Here is a 22,473-nt window from a genome sequence, read left to right on the forward strand (position 1 = left end):
CACACGTGTGCTTCCGCTATCGATCCTATCCGGGTGAGCGAGCCTCTACACGGCCCCCGGTGAAACCTGTTCAAACGACCTGCTAGTCTTCTCCTCGCTGCTTGAAGGAAGCACTCGGGCGAGTGGCGGAATGGCAGACGCGCACGGTTCAGGTCCGTGTGTCCGAAAGGACGTGAGGGTTCAACTCCCTCCTCGCCCACTCGAAAAGGGCCCCAGCATCACGCTGGGGCCCTTTTTCGTGTCTGGCCTGCCCTCGGGATCAGGTGGGGAATATCACCCGTTTGGCTCTGCGTGGTGTTCGCTCACGGCGGACTTCCGGGTGTATCAGGCTGTCGATTTGGCGACCCAGGCCGCCAGCACGTCGGCCCGGCTGGCCGTCTCGATGCCCGCGTGGGGGCAGCCCGGACCCGTCGCCTCGACCGCCACCAGTTCGCCGTCCGTGAAGTACGGCGCTCCCGAGTCGTACGTGCAGGCGCTCGTCGTGATCTCCGGGGCGGCGCCGCGGACCCCGACGGTCGTCTGCTCCACCTTGGCGACCGCCACCGTGCCCTGCTGCATGCGGCTCGCCGGCGCGGGGTTCGTGTTGGTGGTGCTGCCCCAGCCGGCAAGCGTCAGCTGCTGGCCCACCTTCGGGACCGAGCGGCCGATCTTCAGCGGGACCACCGTCGTCACCGGGCTGTCCAGGCGGGCCAGGGCGACGTCGTTCTCCTTGGCCTGGACCACCTCGGTCACCTTGCGGGCGATGCCGGACTCCGTGGCTTCGTCGACCAGGCCCAGCGTCACCGTGGTCGGGTAGGGGACCTTGCCGGAGACGCGGTTGCGGTTCGCGTCGTGGAAGCAGTGGCCCGTCGTGAGCACCCAGCCCGGGGCGATCAGGGAGCCGGTGCAGTAGCTGCTGTAGGTCGAGCCGTCCGGGCGCGGGATCTTCGTCATCGCGAGCTTCGCGACGAACCCGAACTGCCCGGGCGGTACGTCGGAGCCGTGGGCGACGCCCGGCGCGGCCCAGGCGGCCGGAGCGGAGGCGGTGGTCAGGACAACAGCGGCGAGCAGGGCGCGCAGGCGCATTCTTCCCCTTCGTCGGTCGGGTGATCGACGTTCGAGGCTATTGGCGCGGCCGCACGCTGGGAATTCCCTGGCCGGGCGTCACCCGGGTGACGCCCGGCGGGGGCTCAGCCGGTGTGCGAGGCGATCCAGTCCGCGACGACGTCCACCCGCGAAGTGGTCTCGAGCTGGTTGTGCGGGCAGTCCGGCCCGGTCGACTCGACCGAAACGAGCTGGCCGCCGGACCCGGCCGCGACGAAGTAGGGCGCGCCCGAGTCGTACACGCAGGCGCTGGTGGTCGAGGTCGGCGCGACCCCCTGGACGCCGAGCGTGGCCGCCGCGACCTGGCCCACCTTGACAGTGCCCTGCTGCAGCTTCGTCGACGGCGCAGGGTTGGTCGCGGTGAGGCTGCCCCAGCCGGCGAGCGTCAGCAGCTGCCCCACCGAGGGCGTCACCCGGTTGACCGTCAGCGGCGTGATGCCGGTGACGTCGGCGTCGAGCGTCGCGATCGCGATGTCGTTGGCACTGGCCTGGTAGACGGTGACGACGTTGCGCGTCACGCCCGGAGTGCTCTGGTTGACCGTGCCGAGGAGCACCGACGTCGGGTACGGCACCGGGCCGGAGACGCGGTTGCGGTTGGCGTCGTGGAAGCAGTGGCCCGCGGTGATGATCCACTTCGCGGCGATCAGCGCGCCGGAGCACGCGCTGTTGTACTTCGTGCCGTCGGGCTTCGGGATGTTCGTCATCGTCAGCTTCGCGGCGAACCCGAACGTCCCCGCCGGGACGTCGGAGCCGTTGGCGACGGCCGCCGCCGGTCCCGCGGTGGCGAGACCGGCGGCCAGCGTCAGCAGGGCAGCGGAAAGCACAGCGCGAACGCGCATCGGTGAATCCCCCTTGTCACGCACCGGCTGTCGAAAGCCGGTGATCACTTCCGAGGGTAGTGACGCCGCGCCGGGGGAAAAGCGGCCGTTCAGCCCAAGTGCGAAGCGACCCGGTCCGCGACGTGCCTAGTTCACGCCGACGAGGTCGACCACGAAGATCAGGGTTTCGCCGGGCTTGATGACGCCGCCCGCGCCGCGGTCGCCGTAGGCCAGGTGGGGCGGGATGACGAGCTTGCGGCGGCCACCGATCTTCATGCCCGCGACGCCCTGGTCCCAGCCGGAGATGACCTGGCCGGCACCGAGGCCGAACCGCAGCGGCTCGCCGCGGTTCCAGGACGCGTCGAACTCCTCGCCGGTCGAGTGCGAGACGCCGACGTAGTGCACGGTGACGGTCTTGCCCGACGTGGCTTCCGTGCCGTCACCGACCGTGATGTCGGTGATCTCGAGGTCGGCCGGTGGAGGTCCGTCCGGGCGGTCGATCTGGGGCTTTTCCAAGGTCATGGCGCTCACCGTACCCACGCGCGCGAGGCTGCGCCGATCGGACTACGTCCAAGGGCTGAAAAACGCGAAAAGTCTTCACACTTGTCTTACTGGTGGGTAGCGTGCGCTTCGTCACTCTTCTGACTGAGGGGAGCCCGGCATGCGACGTGGCATCCGCGCCCTGACCTTGACGGCACTGGGGGCCCTCGTGGCCGGCCTCACCCAGGTCGCCGTCACCGCTCCGGCCGCGCAGGCGGCCGCGTCGCCCGACGACTACTGCGGCGGGCAGTGCAGCGACATCCTGCCGCCCGGCGAGAACGGCAACGCCACCCTCGCCGACATCCTGGCGCACAAGGTGCTCGGCACCCGCCCGGCGCACGCGTCCGACCAGCTGGGGAAGTACTCCTCGCTGGCCAACGGCTACAAGACGCTGACCACCGGCGCCATCAACCAGTACTTCAACGACTCGTCGTTCGGCGTCCCCGCCGACCAGGTCGCGAGCACGACCAAGCCGCGTTCCGACGTGACGATCGTGCGCGACAAGGCCCTCGGCGTCCCGCACATCACCGGGACCACGCGCTCGGGCACCGAGTTCGGCGCCGGGTACGCCGCCGCGCAGGACCGGCTGTGGCTCATGGACGTCCTGCGCCACGCCGCGCGCGGGCAGGTCACCCCGTTCGCCGGTGGCGCGGAAGCCAACCGCGAGCTGGAGCAGCAGTTCTTCGCCAACGCGCCGTACACCGAAGCCGAGCTGCAGCAGCAGATCGACCGCGTCGCGAGCAGCGGCCCCCGTGGCGCGCAGGGCCTCGCCGACGCGCAGGCCTACGTCGACGGCATCAACAAGTACATCAGCGACTCCTACAACGGCCGGTACTTCCCGGGCGAGTACGTGCTGACCGGGCACGTCGACTCGATCACCAACGCCGGGTCGATCGATCCGTTCAAGCTGACCGACCTGGTCGCGCTCGCCTCGCTGGTCGGCGCCGAGTTCGGCGCCGGTGGTGGCGGCGAGGTGCAGAACGCCATCGCGAAGCTCGCGATGCAGGAGAAGTACGGCGTCGTGCAGGGCGAGAAGGTGTGGCAGAGCCTTCGCTCGGAGGACGACCCCGAAGCCGTCAAGACGCTGCACGACGGGCAGACCTTCCCGTACGGCAAGACGCCGGCCAACCCCGTCGGTCAGGCCCTGCCGGACAAGGGCTCGGTGACCGGGCAGCAGCTGGTGTTCGACAAGACCGGCTCGGCCGCGACCGCGACGCCGTCCACTGTGGACGTCGCCGCGCCCGCCGAGCAGGAGCCCGCCCGCGGGATGTTCGAGAACGGCGTGCTGCCGGGGAACATGCTGAGCGAGAAGCACGGCATGTCCAACGCGCTGGTCGTCTCCGGCGCGAAGACCGCCAGCGGCCACCCAGTCGCGGTCTTCGGCCCGCAGACCGGCTACTTCGCCCCGCAGCTGCTCCTGCTGCAGGAGCTGCAGGGGCCGGGCATCAGCGCCCGCGGCGCCGCGTTCGCCGGGCTGAGCATGTACGTGCTCCTCGGCCGCGGCCAGGACTACTCGTGGAGCGCGACGACGTCGGCGCAGGACATCATCGACACCTACGCGCTGACGCTGTGCGACCCGAGCGGCAAGGCGCCGACGAAGGACTCGAACTACTACACCTGGCAAGGCCAGTGCATCCCGATGGACACCGTCGAGGTGAAGAACGCCTGGAAGCCGACCGTCGCCGACGGGACGGCGGCGGGTTCGTACACGCTGCGCAGCTACCGGACGAAGTACGGGCCGGTGCAGAGCCGGGCGACCGTCGGCGGCAAGCCGGTGGCGTACGCGGCGCTGCGCTCGTCCTACTTCCACGAGGTCGACTCGCTGATCGGCTTCCAGGAGCTGAACGACCCGGGCTTCGTGAAGTCCGCGGCGGACTTCCAGAAGGCCGCGGCCGACATCAACTACACGTTCAACTGGTTCTACGCCGACTCCAAGGACATCGCCTACTTCAACTCCGGCGCCAACCCCTCCCGGCAGTCCAATGTGGACCCCAACATGCCGGTGTGGGGCGACCAGGGCCACGACTGGAACGGCTGGAACCCGGCGGGCAACATCGCGACCTACACGCCGGCGTCGCAGCACCCGCAGTCGATCAACCAGGACTACTACGTCAGCTGGAACAACGCGCAGGCCAACGGCTACGCGGCCGCGGGCGCGGACAAGTCCGCCGTGCATCGCGTCGACCTGCTCGACTCGCGCGTCAAGCAGCTGATCTCCAGCGGTACCAAGGTCACCCGGGTCAACCTGACCCAGGCGATGGCGGACGCCGCGCTCGCGGACCTGCGCGCCGAGCGTGTCCTGCCGCTCCTGCTGCAGGTGCTCGACAAGACGCCGACGACCGGCGCGGCCGCCGACGCCGAGGCGAAGCTCAAGACGTGGCTCGCGAACGGCCACCTCCGCAAGGAGACCTCGGCCGGCAGCAAGGCGTACGCCGACGCCGACGCGATCCGCATCTTCGACGCCTGGTGGCCGCTGCTCGTCCAGGCCGAGTTCAAGCCGGGCATGGGCGACGACGCCTACAACGCGATGACCGGCGTGCTGGGCATCAACGAAAGCCCGTCCGGGTGGCAGAACGGCAACGGCCAGCACACCGGCCAGCCGCACAAGGGCTCGTCGTTCCAGTTCGGCTGGTGGGGTTACGTCAGCAAGGACATCCGCCAGGTGCTCGGCCAGCCGGTGGCCGGCCCGCTCGCCCAGACGTTCTGCGGCGGCGGGAACGTCACGACGTGCCGCCAGGCGCTCGTCGACTCGCTGACCACGGCCGCCGGCCAGGCCGCGAACACCGTCTACCCCGGGGACGGCAGCTGCTCCGCGGGTGACCAGTGGTGCGCCGACACGATCGTCCACAACCCGCTGGGCGGCATCACGCAGGACAAGATCAGCTGGCAGAACCGCCCGACGTTCCAGCAGGTCGTCGAGTACACCGCGCACCGCGGCGACAACATCGCGAACCTCGCGCCGGGGAAGACGGTCAGCGCCACCAGCGCCGAAACCGGCTTCTACAACTCGCCGGCGTCGAACGCGATCGACGGGAACGCCTCGACCCGCTGGGCCAGCGACTGGAGCGACGACCAGGCGATCACCGTCGACCTCGGTTCGGTCCAGCAGGTCTCGCGGGTGCTCCTGAGCTGGGAGGCCGCGTACGGCAAGAGCTACAAGATCCAGACCTCGCCCGACGCGGTGAACTGGACGGACGCGGCCGTGGTCACCGACGGCGACGGCGGGCAGGACAACGTCTCGTTCGCCCCGACGCCGGCGCGGTTCGTGAAGATGCAGGGCGTCCAGCGCGGCACGAAGTACGGCTACTCGCTGTACGAGTTCGAGGTGTACGCCCACTGAGCAGGCCGGGCCGCCCGTGGACGCGCGGGCGGCCCGGCCACCCCACCGGGCGCGCGGTTACCGTGAGGCGCATGGACGACTGGACGCCCCGCACCAAGGCCATCGCCGCCGGCCGGCCGCACGGTCCCGGCGAGCCGCTGAACACCCCGCTCGTCGCCACCAGCACGTACCAGGCCGGTGGCGACTTCGTGTACGCGCGCGGTGACGGGACGCCGACCTGGCACGCGCTGGAAGAGGCCGTCGGTGCGCTGGAGGGTGGCCACGCGACGGCGTTCGCGTCCGGCGTCGCCACCCTGTCCGCGGTGCTGGACCTGCTGCCGGTCGGGTCGCGGGTGGTCGTGCCGACGTTCAGCTACGCCGTCACGCGCGGGGTGCTCGCCCACGCGCAGAAGCTCGGCAAGCTCGCCGTCACCGAGCTGGACCCGACCGACACCGAAGCCTGGGTCGCCGAGGCGGCGACGTCCGACCTGGTCTGGCTCGAGTCGCCGACCAACCCGACCCTCGACGTGATGGACATCGAGACCATCGCCGCCGCCGCGCGCGGCCGGGTGGTCGTCGACAACACCTTCGCGACGCCGCTGCTCCAGCGGCCGTTGGAGCTGGGCGCCGACGTCGTCGTGCACAGCGCGACCAAGGCCATCGGCGGGCACAGCGACCTGCTGCTGGGCATCACCGTCGCCAAGGATCCCGAGGTCGCGGCCGAACTGAAGGGCGCGCGGACCCGCGTCGGGTCGACGCCGGGTGCCCTGGAAGCCTGGCTCGCCCTCCGGGGCCTGCGGACCATGCCGGTGCGGCTGGCCGAGCAGTCCCGCACCGCCGCGCTGCTGGCGTCGCGGCTCGGCGAGCACCCCGCGGTGACGCGCGTGCGCTACCCGGGCTTCGGGATGATGGTCGCCTTCGAGCTGGCCGACGCCGAGACGGCCGACCGCTTCTGCGCGTCGACCCGGCTGATCGTCCCGGCGACCAGCCTCGGCGGCGTCGAAAGCCTGGTCGAACGGCGGGCCTGGCTCCCCGGCGAAGAGCGCGTCCCGCCGGGGCTGATCCGGTTCAGCGTCGGGTTGGAGGACCCGGAGGACCTTTGGGCGGATCTGACCTTCGCCCTCCCGGAGTAACGCGGACGGGTGAGACCTCGATAGTCCGGCATCGCAGGTCGACCGCCGTTGGGAGTCATCGTGGGTAGAACGCTGAACCGGGTCGCGGGCGTCGTTTCCGCGGCGGCGCTGGCCACTTTCGCCGCCACGCCCGCCGCGCTCGCGGACGACGAAACCCCCACGTCGAGCCCGGAAACCAGCACGTCCACTTCGGAAACTTCGACGACTTCGAGCAGCTCCGCGACCACTTCGGACACCCCGACCACGGTGCCTTCGTCCACTTCGGGCATCGCGACCGCGACCCCGTCCGAGGTCAAGACCACGGACAAGCGGGTCGCGCCCAAGGCCGAGCCCGAGCTCAAGGGCGACACCCAGGAGCCCCCGAAGGACGAGCCCCAGCAGGACAACGTCGGCCACGGCTTCGTCGGCCTCGGCGGCGAAGGTGTCCTGGTCATCGCCTGCGCGGCCGGAGCGCCCGGCAACGTGGCGACCCAGTACCTCGACGTGACCAGCGGCCCGGACCAGGACGGTGCGAACGGCCTGCTCTGGAACTACACCGTGCGGGTGGCCGACCTCCCGGCCGGCACGACCACCGGCAAGTTCAGCTGGACCTGCGCCGGTGTCGAGGGCAACGGCGTCGTCGAGTTCGAGCAGGAGCAGCCGCCGACGACCAGCACCACCACGGCGACCAGCTCCACCACCACGGCGACCAGCTCCAGCGCCTCGCCGTCGAGCACCGCGCCGGTCACCACGGCGACCTCGGTGCCGGCCACCACACCTTCCGGCAACGCCGCACCGAAGGCCCAGGTCAAGGTCGCGCCCAAGGGCGGGGTCGAAACCGGCTTCGGCGGCATGGCCTGGTGACCGTCCGCCGGGTGAGCGTGGCGGTCGCCGCGCTCACCGTTGCGCTGACGTCGGCGGGCTGTGGTTCCGCGGCGGACCCCAAGCCCGCCGCGGCACCGGCGCCCGTCACCTCGTCGATTCCCGTCACCAAGCCGTTCAAGGGACTGCGGCCGACGTCGGTCAAGATCCCCAAGATCGGCGCGGAGTCCAGCCTGCTCGCCGTGGCGGTCAACACCGACGGCTCGATCTCCGTGCCGTCGGTGCACACGCCGATGCAGGCGGCCTGGTACAAGCTCTCGCCGGTGCCCGGCGACGTCGGCCCGGCGATCGTCCTCGGGCACGTCGACGGCGACAAGAAGCCCGGCATCTTCTACAAGCTCAAGGACCTCGCGCCCGGCGACGAGGTGGACATCGACCGCAGTGACGGCCGGAAGCTGAAGTTCGTCGTCGACCGCGTCACGCAGGTTCCGAAGGACACCTTCCCGCGCGAGGCCGTGTACGGCAACAGCGACCGGCCCGAGCTGCGCCTGATCACCTGCGGTGGCGTGTTCGACCACGCCGAGCACAGCTACAAGGACAACATCGTCGTCTACGCGAACCTAGCCGACGCCTGAGCCGGGGTACGGGAACTCCGGCTTCAGCGGCGTCCCGGGGCACACCCAGCGGCGCATGCCCGCGTCGCAGGCCGCGTAGCCCCAGTTGATCAGGTTGTCCTGCACCTTTTCGGACATCCGGCTCAGCCGGGTCTTCGTCTCGGCCAGCGCGCGGGTCCGCTCGACCGGGGCCGGCAGCGCGTCCGGCAGGTCGAAGTGCGTGATGTCGCTGTAGGTCGCCCAGTACGTTCCGGCGAACTGTTTGTCCTCATAGGACTTGAGCAGCGAGCCGGTGCGCAGCTCGCGGACCTGGTTGTCCATCACGGTCAGCACGCGGAACAGCTGCATCGGCCAGTTGTGGTGCGGCTTTTCCTCGTGCTTCATCTTCTTCCCGGCGTCGCTGACCAGGACGGTCGCGCGCTGGTTCTCGATCGGGTCGAGGCCGAGGTTGTCGTACACGCCGGCGTCGCTGAGCACGATCTTGCGGTCGGGCCGGTGCGGATCCGGGATCACGACCGGGGAAAGCAGGGGAGGGAACGCGGAGGACGCGGCCACCGCGGTCGCCAGCGGGACCTGCCCGTGCGGGCCGGGCTGCCGGAAGAACCACCACAGCGAGCCGTCCTGCAGGCTGGTCGCGGTGAACACGAAGTTCGGCCCGGCGGGGTCGAGGTCCGAAAGGCGGCAGTCGCCGAAGAGGTGCTTCGCGTACCGCAGTGCCAGTTCCTCGCCCGCGCTGCGCCAGGGCATGAACATCGTCTTGAGCGTCACCGGGATGTCGAGGTTGGTGCGTGCGAGTTTCCGCAGCGGCTGCACGACTTCCTTGCCGAAGTTCTCCGCCACGCCGTCGTCGCCGAAGTACAGCTTGTGCCACGCGTGCGCGAGCACCCCGGCCGCGATCGAGCCGCCGGAGACGCTGGAGACGGTGGTCAGCTTCGGCAGCCAGCCGAGTTCGTTGAGCCGCCACAGCGCGCCCGCGTGGAAGAGCATCGCCCGATAGCCACCGCCGGACAGCGCGAGCCCGACCCCGTCCCGTTTCGCCGCGTCCACCTCGCCGAGTTTAGGACCGCAGCAACGGTTCGAGCATCGGGCGCCGCTCGGCGGGGACGTATTCGGCGTAGTTGTCGTACAACGCCTGTTTGGCCAGGTGCGCCGCGCCGGCGCCGTCGGCCGAGCGGATCGCGGCGAGCACTTCGGCGTGGTGTGCCAGCCACGCGCGCATCAGCGACGTCCGGTTGCTGGCGTGCTCCAGCTTGTCCTCGATGAGTTCCAGCACGACCCCGCGGACGACTTCCTCGCTGACGACGAGCAGGGGATTGCGCGAGATGCGCGCGATGACTTCGTGGAACGCGACATCGGCGCGGCTGAACTCCGCGTAGCCGTGCGAGACGCCTTCGCGCATCGCCTCCAACGCCGTGTCCAGGCCGGTCAGGTCGTCGTCGGTGCGCAGCTCGGCCGCGAGCAGGTGGGCCGAGCCGTCGAGGATCATCCGGAACTGCAGCAGCTCGGCGAGCCCGACGTGGTCGGCGCGCGCGAGCCGGTGCATCGACCGGTGCAACGCGGCGGAGGACGCGGCCAGCACCTCCGGCCCGCGCGGGTCACCGGGCCGCGACCGGATCATCTCGGCGGCCTGCAGCACGCGAAGCGCTTCCCGGATCGTCGACCGGCCGACGCCGAACTGCGTCATCAGCTCGCGCTCGCTGGGCAGGCGCTCGCCCGGCTTGAGCGCGCCGCTGATCACGGCCTGCTCGATCTGCTCGACGACCCGCTCGTACGCGCGGACCGGAGCCACCGGTTCGAACCGCATCCCTTGACCTCGACGTCCGTCGCGTGCAGGCTACTGGTCAGACCAGTGTACCGACGTGGAGGCCAGATGAAAGTCCGGATTCCCGTGCTGGCAGCGGCGCTGCTGCTCGTGGTGTCCGGCTGCTCGGCGGGCTCGTCGGCCAGTGTTTCCGCTGGTCCGGACACACTGTCCGTCGGCTTCACGGCGGAGCCGGCGAACTTCGACTTCACCCGCACGGACGGCGCCGCGATCCCGCAGGCGCTGCTCTACAACGTCTACGAAGGCCTGGTGAAGCTCGACTCGCAGGGTCGCGTGGTGCCGTTGCTGGCGAAGTCGTGGACGATCAGCCCGGACCGTCGCACCTACGACTTCCAGCTGCGGACCGGTGTGAAGTTCAGCAACGGCGCGCCGTTCACCGCCGAGGACGTCAAGTTCTCGCTGCTGCGCGTGAAGACCGACTGGACGATCTCGATCAAGTCCACGATGGACGTCCTCGACCACGTCGACGTCGTCGCGCCGGACCACGCGCGGGTCGTGCTCTCGAAGCCGTCCAACGGCTGGCTGTTCAGCCTGACCAGCCGGCTCGGCGCGATGTTCAGCCCGACCGGCGTCGCGGACCTGGCGAACAAGCCGGTCGGCACCGGGCCGTACGTCGTGGCGGCGCGCAAGCGCGGCGACTCCGTGGTGCTGAAGGCGAACCCCGCGTACTGGGGCCGTAAGCCGGCATACTCGACCGTGGTCCTCAAGTACATCAAAGACCCGACCGCGTTGAACAACGCGTTGTCCAGCAACGGCATCGACGTCATCTCGGCGATCACCGCGCCGGACTCGATCCCGCAGTTCCAGGCCGACGACCGGTTCCAGGTCATCCAGGGCACGTCGAACAGCGAGGTCACGCTCGCGATGAACAACCAGCGGGCGCCGCTGAACGACGTCCGCGTGCGCCAGGCGCTGACGTACGCGATCGACCGGAAGGCGTTGCTGGACACGGCGTGGGCGGGCCGCGGCACGCTGATCGGCAGCATGGTCCCGCCGACCGACCCCTGGTACGAGGACCTGTCGACCGTCTACCCGTTCGATCCCGCCAAGGCCAAGGCGCTGCTGACGGAGGCGCACGCGACGAACCTGAACCTGCGGCTGCGGATCCCGAACCTGCCGTACGCGGTGTCGGCCGCGCAGGTCGTGCAGTCGCAGCTGGCCGACGTCGGTGTGCGTACGACGATCGAGCCCCTCGACTTCCCCGCGGTGTGGCTCAAGCAGGTGTTCACCGACCACGACTACGACCTGTCGATCATCCAGCACGTCGAAGCCCGGGACATCACGACGTTCGGGAAGCCGAAGTACTACTGGGGTTACGACAGCAAGCGCGTGCAGCAACTGCTCGCCGAAGCCGACAGCGGCACGCCGGAGCAGCAGGTCGCCGACATGAAGCAGGTCGCGCGGCAGCTCAACACCGACGCGGCCGCGGACTGGCTCTTCCTGTTCCCCAACGTCATCGTCGCGAAGGCCAAGGTCGGCGGGTTCGTCCAGAACCAGGTCAGCGAGTCGTTCGACCTCACCGGGCTGGCGCCGCGATGACCGCGAGGGTGCTGCGCCGGGTGGCGATCTTCGTGGTCAGCGTGCTGGTCGCGTCGATCGTGGTGTTCCTCTTCATGGCCGTGCTGCCGGGCGATCCGGCGCAGGTCGCGCTCGGCGTCAACGCGACACCGGAGCTGCTCGCCAAGACCCGCGCGGAGTTCGGCATCGACCGGCCGCTGGTCACGCAGTACGTCGACTGGATCGGCGGCGTGCTGCACGGCGACTTCGGCCGCTCGTACGTCACGCGCGAGGCGATCGGCCCGCAGCTGCTCGACCGCCTCGGCGTCACGCTCTGGCTGGTCGGCGCGGGCATGCTGGTGGCGCTCGTGATCGCCGTGCCGGCCGGGACGTTCGCCGCGGTGAAGCACCGGAAGGCGTCCGGCGCGGGCGTTTCCGGGCTGTCGCAGATCGGCGTCGCGATCCCCGCGTTCCTCGCCGGGATCATCCTGGTGCAGATCTTCGCCGTGCAGCTGCGCTGGCTGCCGTCCGGCGGGTGGATACCACCGGACCAGAATTTCGGTGAGTTCGTCCGCGGGCTGATCCTCCCCGCGTTGTCGCTGGGCCTGGTGCAGGGCGCGGTTTTGACGCGTTATGTCCGGTCGGCGGTGCTGGACACGCTGGGGCAGGACTACTTGCGCACCGCGCGGTCCAAGGGGCTCCGACCCGGGCAGGCGCTGGTGCGGCACGGCCTGCGCAACGCGTCGGTGCCGGTGGTGACCGTGCTCGGGCTGCAGCTGGCGACCCTGCTGATCGGCGCGGTCGTCGTCGAGCGCGTGTTCGTGCTGCCGGGCCTTGGCTCGATGCTGCTCGACGCCGTCGCCGCCCGCGACCTGCTGACCGTGCAGGGAATCGTACTGGTGCTGGTGGTGGGCGTGCTGCTGGTCAACTTCGTCGTCGACGTCCTCTACACCGTGCTCGACCCGCGATTGCGAGGTTCGTGATGCGCAATCTGGTGCTGGGCGCGGTGCTCGTCGGCCTGGTCGTGCTGGCCGCGCTGCTGTCGTTCTTCTGGACGCCGTTCGACCCGGTCAAGGTCGACGCCACCCACCGGCTGCTCGACGTCGGCGCGGCGCACTGGTTCGGCACCGACAAGTTCGGCCGCGACCTGCTCAGCCAGATCATGGTCGGCGCGCGGACGACGTTGTACGTCGGTGTCGTCGCGGTCGGCATCGCCGCGGTGATCGGCACGCCGCTGGGCATCCTCGCCGGGATGTCGCCGCGGTGGCTCGGCGAGTTCGTCATGCGCGTCAACGACCTCGTGCTCGCGTTCCCCGCGCTGCTGCTGGCCATCATGTTCGGCGCGGTGTTCGGGGCGGACACCCTGACCGCGATGGTCGCCATCGGCATCGCGACCATCCCGTCGTTCGCGCGGATCGCCCGGTCCGGGACGCTGCAGGTGATGAGCACGGAGTTCGTGCTCGCCGCCCGCGCCGGCGGCCGGACTCGCCTGACGATCGCGGTGCGGCACGTGCTGCCGAACATCTCCGGCCTGCTGATCGTGCAGGCGTCGGTGTCGTTCGCGATCGCCGTGCTCGCCGAGGCGGCACTGTCGTTCCTCGGCTTCGGGACACGGCCGCCGACGCCGTCGTGGGGCCGGATGCTGCAGGAGTCCCAGGAACTGCTGACCGTCCACCCGCGGCTGGCGCTGGTGCCGGGCATCGCGATCGCCGTCGCCGTCCTCGGGTTCAACCTCCTCGGCGACGGCCTGCGCGACCGCCTGGACCCCCGATTGGCGGCCCGCGTATGACGCTCTCCGTGCGTGGCCTCACCGTTTCTTCTCTCGTCCGGGACGTGTCCTTCGAGATCGGCGCCGGCGAGCGCGTCGGCCTGATCGGCGAGTCCGGGTCCGGGAAGTCGTTGACGGCGTTGTCGATCATGGGCCTGCTGCCCGAAGAGCTCCGCGCGTCCGGCTCGGTTTCCCTGCACGGCCGCGAACTGCTGGGAATGTCCGAAAAGGACCTGTCCCGGTTGCGCGGTGATGAGCTGGCGATGGTCTTCCAGGAGCCGATGACGGCGTTGAACCCGGCCATGCGCGTCGGCCGCCAGGTCACCGAGCCCGGGCGGATCCACGGCCGCCGGCACCGCGCCGAAGACCTGCTTGCCGCGGTCGGCCTGCCGGGCACGGCCCGCGCGTACCCGCACCAGCTCTCCGGCGGGCAGCGCCAGCGGGTCGTGCTGGCGATGGCGCTGGCCAACGAGCCGTCGCTGCTGATCTGCGACGAGCCGACGACCGCGCTCGACGTCACTGTCCAGGCCCAGATCCTCTCGCTCATCAAGACGTCGCTGCCCGCCGAAAGCGCGTTGCTGTTCATCACGCACGACCTCGCGGTGGTCGCCTCGGTGTGCGAGCGCGTGCTCGTGATGCTGGACGGCGAGATCGTCGAAGCGGGCTCGACGCGCGAAGTCCTGACGTCGCCTTCGCATGCCTACACGCGCAAGCTCCTGGATGCTTCGGACTTGGAGGCGCGCCGATGAGCATCATCGAAGTCCGCGACCTCGAACGCCGGTACGCCCGCCGGGACGTGCACGCGTTGCGCGGGGTCAGTTTCGACGTCGAGGCCGGCCAGCGGTTCGGCATCGTCGGCGAGTCCGGTTCGGGCAAGTCGACGCTGGTCCGGCTGCTGGCCGCGCTCGACAAGCCGACCGCCGGCACGGTCTCGTTCCAGGGCAGGCGCATCGACAACCTGCCCGAACGCAAGCTCGGTTTCCTGCGCTCCGAACTGCAGATCGTCTTCCAGGACCCGATGGGCTCGCTCGACCCGCGGATGCGCGTGCGGGACATCGTCTCCGAGCCGCTCGGCCACCGCGAACCCGATCGCGTCGCCGAGCTGCTGGCCGCGGTCGGCCTGCCCGCCGACGCCGCGCAGCGGTACCCGCACCAGTTCTCCGGCGGCCAGCGGCAGCGGATCTCGATCGCCCGCGCGCTGGCGCCGAACCCGAGCGTGCTGATCGCCGACGAGCCGGTCAGCGCCCTCGACGTCTCCGTGCGCGGCCAGATCCTCGACCTCCTGGCGTCCCTGGTGGACCAGTTCGCGCTGACGCTCGTCTTCGTGTCGCACGACCTCGGCGTCGTCCGGCACGTCTGCGACCGGGTCGCGGTGATGCGCCGCGGCGAGATCGTCGAGCTGGGCGACGTCGCGCAGGTCTACGACGCGCCACGGCACGAGTACACGCGAGAACTCCTCGAAGCCGCGCCGAACCTGCGCGCGGAGCTGGCCCGGTTGAGCGGAGGTGAAGATGCCTGACTACCCCGGAGGACTCCCGATCGGCGCCGGCTGGGTGTCCACTGTGGATACCTCGGAAATCGTTTTCCCGTACGACGGGAGCGTCATCGGCACCGCGCCGATCGGGACTCCCGAGCTGGCCACTCGCGCCGTGGACGAGGCTGTCGCCGTCGCGCGCGAAGTGGCTTCGCTGCCTTCGCGGACACGCCGTGCTCTGCTGAACGACGTGGCTGCCGCTCTTGCCGCGCGCCGGTCCGAGTTCGAAGACCTGCTGGTGCTGGAGACCGGCAAGCCGCTGGTCGACTGCCGCGTCGAGGTCGCGCGCACGATCGTCACCTGGGAAGCCGCGGCCGAAGAGGTGTCCCGGCTGCACGGCGAAACCGTGCCGCTCGACCTGCTGCCGTCCGGCGACGGACTGGTCGGGTTCTGGAAGCGGAAGCCGATCGGTGTCGTCGTCGGCATCGCGGGCTTCAACTACCCGCTGCTCCTGGCGTCGCACAAGATCGCGCCCGCCATCGCCGCCGGCTGCCCGGTGATCGTCAAGCCGGCGCCGCAGACGCCGCTGGCGACGCTCTGGCTGGTGCACTTGATCCGGCAGCTCGCCCCGGTGCCGGCGATGGTCCAGCTGGTCACCGGCAACGCGGCCGTGGGCGCGGCGTTGACGACCGACCGCCGGATCGGCGCGGTGTCGTTCACCGGCTCGGCCGCGGTCGGCCACCGCATCGCCCGCGACGCGGCCCCGACGAAGACGTTGCTGGAACTGGGGTCGAACGCGGCCTTGGTCGTGGCCGAAGACGCTGATCTGGACGCCGCGGCCGACGCCGTGCTGCGCGGCGGCTTCTACGCGTCCGGCCAGGCGTGCATCTCGGTGCAGCGGGTGCTGGTCGTCGAGTCGGTGGCCGCGGACTTCACCGAACGGCTGCTGGCGCGGCTCGACGAGGTCGTCGTCGGCGATCCGCGCGATGAGAAGACCCGGGTGTCGGCGCTGATCGACCCGGGCTCCACCGAGCGCGTCGCGGCGTGGATCGAAAAGTCGGGCGCTCGCCGGATCGGCGGCGGTATCGACGGCACGGTGCTGCGGCCGACCGTCTTGCTCGACGTCCCGGACGGCGTCGAGGCCTGGGACGAGGAGATCTTCGGCCCGGTCGTCTGCGTGCGCACGGTGTCCGATGTGGACGAAGCCTTCGCCGCGGTCAACGCGTCCCGCTACGGCCTCCACGCCAGCGTCTACAGCAAGTCGTTGCACACCGCGTTCCGCGCGCTCGACGAGCTGGAGGTCGGCGGGGTCGTGATCAACGAGGTGCCCGGCTTCCGCTCGGACACCATGCCCTACGGCGGGGTGAAGGACTCCGGCATCGGCCGCGAGGGGCCACGGTTCGCCGTCGAAGAGCTGACCGTGACGAGGATGGCGGTGCTGCGCCCGTGAACTACGCGACGTTGTTCCGGCTGGACGGCCGCCGGGCCGTGGTCCTCGGTGCCGGCGGCATCGGCCGCGAAGCCGCGCGAGCACTGGCGGCGCACGGTGCCTCAGTCGTGTGCGCCGACCGCGACCTCGAAGCCGCGCGCGAGGCCGGCGTCGGCGAGGCTTACGAGATCGATCTGCTCGAACCGGGTGCTCTGGACAAAGCCGCGTCCGACCTCGGGCCGCTCGACGTCGTCGTGCTGACCGCCGCGACGAACGTCCGCAAACGCTTGCTGGACTACACGCGGGAGGAGTTCGACCGCGTGATCGCGCTGAACCTCGGCGTGACGTTCGAGGTCGTCCGCGCCTTCGGCGCCGGCATGGTCGCGCGCGGGCGGGGGAGCATCATCGGCTTCTCGTCGATCCGCGGGACGACCGTCGAGCCCGGCCAAGGCCCGTACGCGGCGACGAAAGCAGGTCTCGTCCAGCTGTTCCGCACGGCCGCGGCGGAGTTCGGCCCGGCCGGCGTGCGGGTCAACGCGATCGCCCCCGGCGTCGTCGAGACCCCGCTGACCGCGCAGATCAAGGCGAACCCGGAGTGGTACGACGCGTACGCGACGAAGGGCGCGTTGGGCCGCTGGGCGCGTCCGGACGAGCTGGCCGGTGCCGTCGTGTACCTCGCCTCGGACGCCTCGTCGTTCGTGACCGGCTCAGTGCTGGCGGTGGACGGTGGCTGGACCGCCGTCGACGGCCGCTTCGAACCGCCTGCTTCCTGAGGAGCGTTGATGACCGAGCTGCCCGACCTCACCGCCGTCGAACTCGTCGCGCAGTACCGCGCGAAGACGCTCTCGCCGGTCGAGGTGACCGAAGCGGTTCTCGCGCGTATCGAGGCGCGAGAGCCGGAGCTGCACGCGTTGTACGCGTACGACCCTTCAAGCGCGCGTGCGGACGCGAAGGCCGCCGAAGCGCGCTGGCACGCCGGCGAACCACTGGGGCCGATCGACGGCGTCCCCCTGACGCTCAAGGAGAACATCGCCACGCGCGGCACGCCGGTCCCGCTGGGCACGGCGGCGACGGCGCTGACCCCCGCTGCGGAGGACGCCCCCGCGGCCGCGCGGGTCCGCGAGTCCGGCGGCGTCCTGCTGGCGAAGACGACCATGCCGGACTACGGAATGCTGACGTCCGGGCTGTCGAGCTTCCACGAGACGGCCCGCAACCCGTGGCTGACCTCGGCGTCGCCGGGCGGTTCGAGCGCGGGCGCGGGCGCGGCGGCCGCGGCGGGGTACGGCCCGCTGCACGTCGGCACGGACATCGGCGGCTCGATCCGGCTGCCCGCGGGCTGGTGCGGTCTGGCCGGGCTGAAGCCGAGCTTCGGCCGGGTGCCGGTCGACCCGCCGTTCCTCGGCCGGGTGGCGGGCCCGATGACCCGCACGGTCGCCGACACGGCGTTGCTGATGAGCGTGCTCTCGGCGCCCGACGCGCGTGACCACCTCAGCCTGCCGCCGGCGGAGCTGGACTGGTCTTCGCTGGACTCTCCGGTGGCCGGCCTGCGCGTCGGCCTGCACCTGGACCCAGGCGTGGGCCTTCCGGTGGAGGCGGCCACGCTCGACGCGGTCACGGCGGCCGCCCGCGTCTTCGAGGCCGCGGGCGCGATCGTCGAGCCGGTCGAGCCGTTCCTGACCCGCGAAATGCTCGACGGCCTGGACGTCTTCTGGCGCACGCGCGCGTGGTCGGACATGACGGCGCTGTCGCCGGACCGCCGCGCGAAGGTCCTGCCGTACATCGCGGACTGGGCGGCGGGCGGCGCGGAGGTGTCCGGAGTGGACGCCTACCGCGGCTTCGCCCAGATCGACGCGATCAGCGTCGCGACCCTGCGGGCGACCTCCGCCTACGACGTCGTGCTGTCGCCGACGTGCCCGGTCGCGGCGCCGCCGGCGGAGTGGGCGTCGCCGACGAACGACCCCGCGCGGCCGTTCGAGCACATCGCGTTCACGGTCCCGTACAACATGTCCGGCCAGCCGGCGGTGTCGCTGAACTGCGGCTACACCGAAGACGGCCGCCCGATCGGCGTCCAGCTCAGCGGCCGCCGCTTCGACGACCTCGGCGTCCTGCGCGCGGCAGCGGCGTACGAGCGGCTCCGCGGCCCGCAGCGGCCCTGGCCGATCGGATAGGGAAGAAACTCCGGTCCCGCGGCGAAGTGGAGGGGAAGCTGTCGCCGACGGGAAGGAACCCCATGACAGAGGCAGCCCCGGTGACCGGCTCCGACCGGTTCACCGAGGTGCACGACCGCCACTTCGCCGAGATCTACCGCTACGTCGCCGGCCGGCTCGGCGCGCAGGTCGCGGAGGACGTCGCCGCCGAGACCTTCCTGGTGGCGTTCGACCGCCGCAGGACGTTCGACCCCGCCCGCGGCGACCTGCGCGCCTGGCTGTTCGGCATCGCGACGAACCTGGTGTCGAGACACCGCCGCAAGGAAGCCCGCCACTACCGAGCCCTCTCGCGGCTCGACGCGCCCCGGCCCCACGAGGGACACGAAAACCGCGTCGTCGTGGCCGGGCAGCTGGGGAAGGCGTTGTCGCGGCTCACCTCGGGCGAGCGAGACGTGCTGTTGCTCGTCGCCCTCGCCGACCTCGGCTACGCGGAAGTGGCCGAGGCACTCGGCATCTCCCCGGGCACGGTCGGCTCCCGGCTGACGCGCGCCCGCAAGAAGCTCACCCCCGTCCTCGCCCCGGAGGCCACCGATGAATGACCTCGAGACCCTGCGCTCGGCGCTCCTGCCCGACGAGCCGTCCCAGGACGTCGTCGACCGCAGCCGCCACCGGCTGCGGGACCACGTGCTCGGCAGGCGGCGCAGGCGGATCCTGCCCCTGGCGATCGGCGCCGGGCTCGTCGCCGCGGCGGCGGCCGTCGCGGTCGTGGTGGCGACCGTGCCCGGACCGCCGACCCCGCCGCCGCCTCCCCGGGCGGTGGCACCGGTCTACACCGGTCCGCAGGTCCTGCTGGCGGCGGCCACGGCCGCCGAGCGCACCCAGGTCGGCACCGGCAAGTACTGGCACACGACCACGAAGGTGGGCAAGGCGACCTGGGAGTACTGGACGACCACCGACGGGCAGGAGTGGTACCGCGGCGAGAACACCCACGGCAAGGCCGAGCCCATGCCCCGCGCCCGGCCCATCCGGATCAACGGCGACGACGACGTCACCCTCGGCACGATCCTGTCGCTGCCCCCGGACCCGGCGGCCCTGCGGGCCTGGCTGACGGCCGGGCTGACGCGGCACGGCCTGCCCGCGAACCAGCTGGACATCGCGGTGCTCGGCGGGCTGATCGACCTGGTCGCCACGGTGCCGGCACCCCCGGCGGTCCGGGCGGCGGCGTTCCGCGCGATCGCCGCGTACCCGGGCGTGCACGAGCTGGACAGCCGGAGCGTGCGGCTGCCCGGCGGCGGCCGCCTCGTCGTCGACCCGGCGACCGGCCAGGTGGGCAGCTCGTCGGTGTTCCTGGGCCCGGACGGCAAGCCGTACCGAGACGCGAACGGCGACACGTACGCGATCAGTGGCGAATGGACGGACGACCTGCCGAAGTGAACCCGGCCGGGGCCGTCAGCCCTTGACGGCCTCGGCCAGCGCCAGCACCCGCCGCGCGTTGTCGACGTGCAGGTTCTCGATCATCCGGCCGTCCACGGTGACCACACCACGACCCGCCGCGCGCGCCTCCTCGAAGGCCTCGATGATCCGCCGCGACCGGTCGATCTCCTCCTCCGACGGCGCGAAGATCCGGTTGCACGGCTCGACCTGCGCGGGGTGGATGAGCGTCTTCCCGTCGAACCCGTACTGCCGCCCCTGCTCGCACTCGGCCTCGAAACCCTCGAGGTCCTTCACGTCGTTGTAGACGCCGTCGAGGATCACCTTGCCGGTCGCGCGCGCGGCCAACAGGCACAGCGACAGCCCGCCCAGCAGCGGGCCGCGGCCCGGGACGAACTCCGCGTGCAGCTCCTTGGCCAGGTCGTTCGTGCCCATCACCAGCACGGTCAGCCGCTCGGACGCCGCCGCGATCTCCTCCGCGTGCAGCATCGCGACCGGCGTCTCGACCATCGCCCAGATCTTCGTGTGGTCCGGTGCCCCGCCGAGCTCCAGCGCGCGCTCGATGTTGTGCACCTCGGCCGCCGAGTTCACCTTCGGCACGACCACCGCGGCCGGGCCCGCCGACGCGGCCGCGCGCAGGTCCGCGTCGTGCCACTCGGTGTCCAGTCCGTTGACGCGGATGGTCACCTCGCGCTCGCCGTAGTCGCCCACCGCCGCGCAGACCCGGTCGCGCGCGGCTTCCTTGGCGTCGGGGGAGACGGCGTCCTCGAGGTCGAGGATCAGCGCGTCCGCCGGGATCGTCTTGGCCTTCTCCAGCGCTCTTTCGTTCGCGCCGGGCATGTAGAGGACGGACCGCCTCGGCTTCAGCTCGGTCATCCGAGGGCCTCCTTGGTGGCCGCGTCGTAGGCCGCGGCGAGTTCGGGGTCGTCCGCCGCGAGGGCGTCGGCCAGTTCGGCGACCACGCGGCACTGCTTCACCGACGCGTCGTCCTGCATCTTCCCGTCGATCATCACCGCGCCCGTGCCGTCGCCCATCTCGGCGATCACCCGGCGCGCCCAGGCCACATCGGACGGCGAAGGCGAGAACACCTTCTTCGCGATGTCGATCTGCACCGGGTGCAGGCTCCACGCGCCGACGCAGCCGAGCAGGAACGCGTTGCGGAACTGGTCCTCACAGGCCACGACGTCGCGGATGTCCCCGAACGGCCCGTAGTACGGCAGGATCCCGTGCATCGCGCAGGCGTCCACCATCCGCGCGACCGTGTAGTGCCAGAGGTCCTGCTGGTAGGTCGTCCGGCCCGCGGTGAGGTCGTCGCCGGTCGGGTCGGTGCGCACCAGGTAGCCGGGGTGCCCGCCGCCGACGCGGGTCGTCTTCATCCGGCGGCTCGCGGCCAGGTCGGCCGGGCCGAGCGAGATGCCCTGCATGCGCGGGCTCGCGCCGGCGATCTCCTCCACATTGGCCACGCCGCTGGCCGTCTCGAGGATCGCGTGCACCAGCAACGGCTTCGTCAGGCCGGCGCGCGCCTCGAGCTGGGCCAGCAGCCGGTCGACGTAGTGGATGTCCTGCGCGCCTTCGACCTTCGGCACCATGATCACGTCGAGCTTGTCGCCGATCTCGGTGACCAGCGTGATCAGGTCGTCGAGGACCCACGGCGAGTCGAGGCTGTTGACGCGCGTCCACAGCTGCGTCTTCCCGAAGTCGTTCGCCTTGGCGATCGAGACGAGCCCGGCGCGCGCGGCCTCCTTGCGGTCGGCGCGGACGGCGTCCTCGAGGTTGCCCAGCAGGACGTCGACCTTCTTCGCGATGTCCGGCACCTTGGCCGCCATCTTCTCGTTGCCCGGGTCGAAGAAGTGGATCATCCGGGACGGCGTCACCGGGATCTCCCGCACGGGAGCGGGCGCGCCCAGTGCGAGCGGGGCGAAGAAGTCCTTCGGGGAGCGCATCGGTCCTCCACGGCGACGACTAAGTGACTGATCGGTAACTTTAGTCGCGAGGGCATGTCACCGCTGCGGCGCAAGTCACCGCCATGTGGGTGACGCCGAACTTCCGCAGCTCAGCGACCCGCGTCCACTGTGGATTCTCCCGGTATTGCGCCGAACGGGCTAGTCGGACCGGGTTTGGCGATTTCTGCCCCGGGTAGTCGGGTGGAACCGTTCCGTAGTGCCACTCACCCCGCGATCACTCGGTTGGCCGCACCGTTCGACCGAAGTCGGATGACCGCCTACCGACCGGTCATCGACCGCTGGGCGCCGCCGATCGCAGCCACTCGCACTACCCGGCGACGCCGCGCCGCCGCGCTGTTAGACAGGTTGGGTGCCGGTTTCCCCCGGTCACGAAGCGGTGCAGGTTAGAAGGAGGCGGACTCGTGGCGGCTACACCTCAGAACACCGAGCGCTCGACGGTCGCCGGTGGCGCGAAGCGCAGCCGGTCGATGCCGAGCCGCGTGGTGCCGCCGATCGAGCTCCCCGCGAGCGTCGACGAGCTCGCCCGCGCCGCCGCGGCCCAGCTGGGCTGGAACGGCGTCGTCCTCCCCGAGACCACGATCCTCGGCCGCAAGGTCTGCGTGGTCGCCAAGCTCCGCACCGACGTACACGCCG

21 protein-coding genes, 1 tRNA gene and 1 pseudogene are annotated in these 22,473 nt (G+C 70.9%); 16 read left to right on the forward strand and 7 right to left on the reverse strand.

Annotation, left to right across the window (positions count from 1 at the left end; all coding sequences use genetic code 11):
• Positions 1-116 precede the first annotated feature (116 nt).
• Positions 117-199: transfer RNA gene (locus AB0J40_RS06980), tRNA-Leu, on the forward strand.
• A 125-nt stretch (positions 200-324) separates the two neighbouring features.
• Here AB0J40_RS06980 and AB0J40_RS06985 read toward each other — a convergent pair.
• The 3 genes from AB0J40_RS06985 to AB0J40_RS06995 form a co-directional block, all read right to left on the reverse strand.
• Positions 325-1,065, reverse strand: a complete 741-nt coding sequence (locus AB0J40_RS06985; protein ID WP_364448638.1) for a trypsin-like serine protease — start codon at positions 1,063-1,065, stop codon at positions 325-327.
• Positions 1,066-1,169: 104 nt separating this feature from the next.
• Positions 1,170-1,922: a trypsin-like serine protease gene (locus AB0J40_RS06990; protein WP_364448641.1), complete on the reverse strand. Its 753-nt coding sequence runs from the start codon at positions 1,920-1,922 to the stop codon at positions 1,170-1,172.
• Between the two features lie 126 nt (positions 1,923-2,048).
• Positions 2,049-2,423 carry an FKBP-type peptidyl-prolyl cis-trans isomerase gene (locus AB0J40_RS06995; RefSeq protein ID WP_364448643.1) on the reverse strand — a complete coding sequence of 125 codons (375 nt, stop codon included), beginning with the start codon at positions 2,421-2,423 and terminating at the stop codon, positions 2,049-2,051.
• Between the two features lie 139 nt (positions 2,424-2,562).
• Here AB0J40_RS06995 and AB0J40_RS07000 point away from each other — a divergent pair, with 139 nt between their 5' ends.
• From AB0J40_RS07000 to AB0J40_RS07015, 4 genes are all read left to right on the forward strand, one after another.
• Complete coding sequence (locus AB0J40_RS07000) at positions 2,563-5,781, forward strand: penicillin acylase family protein (RefSeq protein ID WP_364448644.1); 3,219 nt, start codon at positions 2,563-2,565, stop codon at positions 5,779-5,781.
• A 71-nt stretch (positions 5,782-5,852) separates the two neighbouring features.
• The gene (locus tag AB0J40_RS07005) at positions 5,853-6,893 is read left to right on the forward strand and encodes a PLP-dependent transferase (protein WP_364448646.1); all 1,041 of its coding nucleotides are present in this window, start codon (positions 5,853-5,855) and stop codon (positions 6,891-6,893) included.
• A gap of 60 nt (positions 6,894-6,953) precedes the next feature.
• Positions 6,954-7,736 carry a hypothetical protein gene (locus AB0J40_RS07010; RefSeq protein WP_364448649.1) on the forward strand — a complete coding sequence of 261 codons (783 nt, stop codon included), beginning with the start codon at positions 6,954-6,956 and terminating at the stop codon, positions 7,734-7,736.
• Positions 7,733-8,329 (forward strand): class F sortase, encoded by a 597-nt coding sequence (locus AB0J40_RS07015; RefSeq protein WP_364448650.1) that lies wholly within the window; start codon positions 7,733-7,735, stop codon positions 8,327-8,329. Before AB0J40_RS07010 ends, AB0J40_RS07015 begins: the two co-directional genes overlap by 4 nt.
• Here AB0J40_RS07015 and AB0J40_RS07020 read toward each other — a convergent pair.
• Together AB0J40_RS07020 and AB0J40_RS07025 are read right to left on the reverse strand one after the other, a co-directional pair.
• A complete protein-coding gene (locus tag AB0J40_RS07020; RefSeq protein WP_364448652.1) occupies positions 8,315-9,355 on the reverse strand; it encodes a patatin-like phospholipase family protein in 1,041 nt (346 codons plus the stop codon). The genes AB0J40_RS07015 and AB0J40_RS07020 overlap by 15 nt on opposite strands.
• A 10-nt stretch (positions 9,356-9,365) precedes the next feature.
• Positions 9,366-10,112 carry a GntR family transcriptional regulator gene (locus AB0J40_RS07025; RefSeq protein ID WP_364448653.1) on the reverse strand — a complete coding sequence of 249 codons (747 nt, stop codon included), beginning with the start codon at positions 10,110-10,112 and terminating at the stop codon, positions 9,366-9,368.
• A gap of 66 nt (positions 10,113-10,178) precedes the next feature.
• Here AB0J40_RS07025 and AB0J40_RS07030 point away from each other — a divergent pair, with 66 nt between their 5' ends.
• The 10 genes from AB0J40_RS07030 (at position 10,179) to AB0J40_RS07075 (ending at position 19,879) form a co-directional block, all read left to right on the forward strand.
• The gene (locus AB0J40_RS07030) at positions 10,179-11,669 is read left to right on the forward strand and encodes an ABC transporter substrate-binding protein (protein WP_364448656.1); all 1,491 of its coding nucleotides are present in this window, start codon (positions 10,179-10,181) and stop codon (positions 11,667-11,669) included.
• Complete coding sequence (locus tag AB0J40_RS07035; RefSeq protein ID WP_364448658.1) at positions 11,666-12,610, forward strand: ABC transporter permease; 945 nt, start codon at positions 11,666-11,668, stop codon at positions 12,608-12,610. The genes AB0J40_RS07030 and AB0J40_RS07035 overlap by 4 nt, the downstream gene beginning before the upstream one ends.
• Positions 12,610-13,416, forward strand: coding sequence for an ABC transporter permease (locus AB0J40_RS07040; RefSeq protein ID WP_364448660.1), 807 nt, complete (start codon positions 12,610-12,612; stop codon positions 13,414-13,416). The genes AB0J40_RS07035 and AB0J40_RS07040 overlap by 1 nt, the downstream gene beginning before the upstream one ends.
• Positions 13,413-14,144: an ABC transporter ATP-binding protein gene (locus AB0J40_RS07045; protein ID WP_364448663.1), complete on the forward strand. Its 732-nt coding sequence runs from the start codon at positions 13,413-13,415 to the stop codon at positions 14,142-14,144. Before AB0J40_RS07040 ends, AB0J40_RS07045 begins: the two co-directional genes overlap by 4 nt.
• Complete coding sequence (locus AB0J40_RS07050; protein WP_364448664.1) at positions 14,141-14,914, forward strand: ATP-binding cassette domain-containing protein; 774 nt, start codon at positions 14,141-14,143, stop codon at positions 14,912-14,914. Before AB0J40_RS07045 ends, AB0J40_RS07050 begins: the two co-directional genes overlap by 4 nt.
• Positions 14,907-16,319: an aldehyde dehydrogenase family protein gene (locus AB0J40_RS07055; RefSeq protein ID WP_364448667.1), complete on the forward strand. Its 1,413-nt coding sequence runs from the start codon at positions 14,907-14,909 to the stop codon at positions 16,317-16,319. Before AB0J40_RS07050 ends, AB0J40_RS07055 begins: the two co-directional genes overlap by 8 nt.
• Entirely contained in the window at positions 16,316-17,071 is a 756-nt protein-coding gene (locus AB0J40_RS07060) for an SDR family NAD(P)-dependent oxidoreductase (RefSeq protein ID WP_364448668.1), read from the forward strand. The genes AB0J40_RS07055 and AB0J40_RS07060 overlap by 4 nt, the downstream gene beginning before the upstream one ends.
• 9 nt (positions 17,072-17,080) lie before the next feature.
• Entirely contained in the window at positions 17,081-18,466 is a 1,386-nt protein-coding gene (locus AB0J40_RS07065; RefSeq protein WP_364448670.1) for an amidase, read from the forward strand.
• Between the two features lie 62 nt (positions 18,467-18,528).
• Positions 18,529-19,044, forward strand: coding sequence for a sigma-70 family RNA polymerase sigma factor (locus tag AB0J40_RS07070; RefSeq protein ID WP_364448673.1), 516 nt, complete (start codon positions 18,529-18,531; stop codon positions 19,042-19,044).
• Positions 19,037-19,879, forward strand: coding sequence for a CU044_5270 family protein (locus AB0J40_RS07075; protein WP_364448676.1), 843 nt, complete (start codon positions 19,037-19,039; stop codon positions 19,877-19,879). The genes AB0J40_RS07070 and AB0J40_RS07075 overlap by 8 nt, the downstream gene beginning before the upstream one ends.
• A gap of 15 nt (positions 19,880-19,894) precedes the next feature.
• Here the strand turns inward: AB0J40_RS07075 and AB0J40_RS07080 are convergent, their stop codons facing one another.
• A complete protein-coding gene (locus AB0J40_RS07080; protein ID WP_364448677.1) occupies positions 19,895-20,752 on the reverse strand; it encodes a CoA ester lyase in 858 nt (285 codons plus the stop codon).
• Positions 20,749-21,819: a CoA ester lyase gene (locus tag AB0J40_RS07085; protein WP_364448680.1), complete on the reverse strand. Its 1,071-nt coding sequence runs from the start codon at positions 21,817-21,819 to the stop codon at positions 20,749-20,751. Before AB0J40_RS07085 ends, AB0J40_RS07080 begins: the two co-directional genes overlap by 4 nt.
• A gap of 422 nt (positions 21,820-22,241) precedes the next feature.
• On the opposite strand from AB0J40_RS07085, the pseudogene AB0J40_RS07090 reads away from it, so the two are divergent.
• A pseudogene (locus AB0J40_RS07090) lies at positions 22,242-22,473 on the forward strand (hypothetical protein); the annotation flags it as partial.

The sequence above is a fragment of the Amycolatopsis sp. NPDC049691 genome (assembly GCF_040675005.1).
Classification (GTDB): Bacteria; Actinomycetota; Actinomycetes; order Mycobacteriales; family Pseudonocardiaceae; genus Amycolatopsis.